Annotated in this window: 3 protein-coding genes; all 3 read left to right on the plus strand. The window is 44.2% G+C overall.

What is annotated here, in order from left to right:
* Window positions 1–154 precede the first annotated feature (154 nt).
* The 3 genes from RH85_RS20070 to RH85_RS20080 all read left to right on the plus strand — a co-directional run bounded on the left by RH85_RS20070 (window position 155) and on the right by RH85_RS20080 (window position 3,251).
* Window positions 155–1,522, plus strand: coding sequence for a lytic polysaccharide monooxygenase (locus RH85_RS20070; protein WP_006714574.1), 1,368 nt, complete (start codon window positions 155–157; stop codon window positions 1,520–1,522).
* Between the two features lie 113 nt (window positions 1,523–1,635).
* Window positions 1,636–2,757, plus strand: a complete 1,122-nt coding sequence (locus tag RH85_RS20075) for a cytochrome-c peroxidase (protein ID WP_039949474.1) — start codon at window positions 1,636–1,638, stop codon at window positions 2,755–2,757.
* A complete protein-coding gene (locus RH85_RS20080) occupies window positions 2,754–3,251 on the plus strand; it encodes a hypothetical protein (RefSeq protein WP_006714576.1) in 498 nt (165 codons plus the stop codon). Before RH85_RS20075 ends, RH85_RS20080 begins: the two co-directional genes overlap by 4 nt.
* Window positions 3,252–3,497: the final 246 nt, after the last annotated feature.

The raw sequence follows: 3,497 nt of genomic DNA on the forward strand, positions 1-3,497 counted from the left end.
GATAAATCAAACTATTCATTTCAAAAATGGGCAATAAACAGCTTAAAAATAAATCGATTATATCGACAAAAATGTTTATCCAAATCACGTTTGCAAAAAAGCTATTATTTGTCCGATCAAAATGATTTAACTAATAAATTTAAGTAGTATAAAAATGATTTTTAATAAAAATAAAGCATCGGTAATGATCGGCATGGCGCTGTCATTGTCAGCTATTTCAGGAAGTGTACAAGCTCACGGTTGGGCTGAATTCCCAAGTGCTCGTCAGAACACTTGTTACAACGATGGTGGTTTTTGGTCTAACCAAATTCCTAACGCAGCATGTAAAGAAGCGCACACTGTTTCTGGCCCACAACCTTTTATTCAGCGTAACGAAATTGCGGCACTGACTAAAGATTACCGCAACATCGAAGCAGTCAAAGCAAACATCCCAGACGGTCAACTGTGTTCAGCAGGTATGGCGGATAAAACTGGTCTAGACGTCCCTTCTGCTGATTGGCAGACCACTGACGTTGTGCTAGATGAGAACGGTGAATTCAACTTCGTTTGGACTGCAACTGCGCCACACAACCCATCTTTCTGGGAATTCTACCTGTCTAAGCCTTCATACGACGGTTCACGCCCTCTGACTTGGGATGACTTGGAACGGGTTGATACAGAAGAGAATGTAGAGCCAACTGCAGGTACTCCATACAAAACTTACCGCTTCAAAGTTAAGCTGCCACAAGACCGCGTTGGTTCAGAAGCAGTTCTGTACTCACGCTGGCAGCGTATCGACGCAGCGGGTGAAGGTTTCTACAACTGTAGCGACATCGTGATCAAGCAAGGCGACGGCGAAGTTATTCCTCCACCAGTAGAAGGCAACCTGACTGCTCTGTACGGTTACTTTGTACAGCCTGGTTTGACTGCAGAAGCTGGTGACACTGCTCGCTTTCGCCTGATGGCTGGCACAAGCGGTTCTGAAGTGATGGATTTGCGTGTAGACATTATTGCAGCAAACCAAGTGACTTGGGCAGCAGAGCTGGCTTCACAAATTAACGCTCAACAACCAGAAAAACTGTTTGTTGGTGTTTGGAATGCAGCAAGCGGTGTATACGAATTCGATAACGCTAACCTGCATGCTAACAAGGTATGGGTAGCGACTGACGAATCATACTCGTTCCAAGTTTCTATCATCAAAGATGAAGTAGATCCACCTGTTGAGCCGCCAGTAGAGCCACCGGTTGAAGATGGTACTTGGGACAAAACAGCAACTTACATTGCTGGTGACGAAGTAACTCACGGCGGTAAGACTTGGGTCGCTGCTTGGTGGACTCAAGGTGAAGAACCAGGTAAAGCACAAGTTTGGAAACAAGTTCTGGGCGAAGGCGAAGTACCAAGTGTTGAAGCATGGTCTTCTGCGAAATCATACAACGAAAGTGACGTTGTAACTCACAACAGTGACAGTTGGAAAGCACACTGGTGGACAGAAGGCGAAGAACCAGGAACAACTGGCGAATGGGGGGTATGGCGTAAGCTGTAATCTCAATCTAGCTTGAAAGAAAGAGCAATGTCTTGCGAGAGATCTTGCTCTTTTCTTTTCATGCCTTGTGTTACTTTAATTCGTATTCGCCATTTTCACTCGACAATTTCCTGATGTTCAAGTTTCTCTCGTTTATCTCAATTGCTTTACTGAGTACAGCGTTTTTCGCCCATTCAGAAACCACTGTAAGCGCTCAATATAAAATTGAGCTAGGTCGTTATCTCTTCCACGATGTTCGTCTTTCCGTGAAAGGTAATCGAAGCTGTGCGCTTTGCCATACTCCTGATACTCATTGGACAAATACCTTCAATAAAGTGCCTGACATTCATGGGGAAATATCACGATTAAACACCCCTTCGCTACTCAATATCGCTGACAATCGCAACTTCACGGTGAGTACATACAACGTACAGGATTTAGAGTCTGCCGTTTCAAGGCCGCTCCTTTCGACTGATCCGTTAGAGATGGGGGCCACACCCTCAATGGTGGTAAACAGACTGCAGGATGCCAAAGCACTCTATGCCCCGCTTTTTCTGAATGCTTACGGTGACAGTGAAGTTACTTACCAAAGAGTAACCAAAGCACTTGCTGCATTTACTGCATCTATCGTGTCGATGGAGACTCGCTACCACAGATTCAAACAAGGTGAACGCACTGCACTGACTGAGAAGGAACAGCGTGGTTTAGCATTTTTTGAAAGTGACAGGTTAAATTGTACCTCTTGTCACGCGGGTGAGTTACTTAACGCAACTAAGGCGTCACAACGCGTTGAACATTACAACGTGGGTTTGTACGGTATTCATGCCGACGGTGAGTATTTTTACCCGTCATCAGAGAATGGATTGAGAAAGACAACCGCAATAAAAAGTGATGATGGAAAATATCGAACACCATCACTGATCAACGTCATCAACACTAGCCCTTGGGGTCATGATGGCAGCTATCTATCGCTTTCGGCAGTGATTGATAGCTATGCGCGCGGCGGAAGGAAAATCAGTCTCGGCGTAAATGCTGGTGATGGAAAGTTTAGTTTTTCGAAACACCCTTCAATCCAAGGTTTTACTATTACGGAAGATGAGAAAAGCGACCTTTTAGCTTTTCTTAAAACGCTAACGATAGAAAACTTTGAACAATTAAAAACACAAACGCAGTCTCCGTTTTGCCAACTCGTCAAGTTGAAGAACAGAACGGAAAGTCCAAACTGCATCGAATCATACAGAGTATCAACACAATGAAAAACACATCAATAATCACCATTGGCCTTGGACTGCTCGTGTCAGCGTCTGCACTTGCAAGTGACGACGTAAGTACCATCAAGAGTCAAAATATTAATAAACACTATGCGTCTGCTTACCAAGCCATTTGTAATCAACCGCTTGAGACCTTGACATTCGCTACAACTCAAGAAGCCGCGCCACAACTCGAAAAGACGCTCAATGCCACCAACACTCTGGGTTTGCGTGTTGCTAATAGTGAGAGTACAACAGTCTATCAGCAATTGGCAGTGACAGAATGGAATCAGAAGTTCGTTGTCGCGACCAATGGCAATTACAAAATCAACATTAAAGGGGCCGATGCGACTATTACTGACGTCGCCAATCTACAATGCCAAGGCCGCAACCTAACTATGCACCATTTCAATACACATGAGTGGGGAAGCTACCTACTCCAAATTGACATCGACAGTGGCAAACCTATTGAGCTTGTGATTCATCCTACCGCTAACTGATCACCGCTTGGCACCGAGAATACTTTCTGGCGCCATGTTCATATCGACGCTGACAAGTTCGTAATTTTCACTGCCCTTGCTTTCTTATTTAGCTCGAACTCGGGATAAAGTTAGATCAATTTTTAGCAAACTTTTGGACAAAACCTTACTAGTGCCTTTGATTATTCGGGTTGTCAGCGTAATCGATTTGTGATTTTTTGTCAGCGCAATCATGGATCGTAGTTTGCACAATATGTTAAATAAGTA

Origin of the sequence: Vibrio ichthyoenteri ATCC 700023, from assembly GCF_000222605.1 — a bacterium.
Classification (GTDB): domain Bacteria; phylum Pseudomonadota; class Gammaproteobacteria; order Enterobacterales; family Vibrionaceae; genus Vibrio; species Vibrio ichthyoenteri.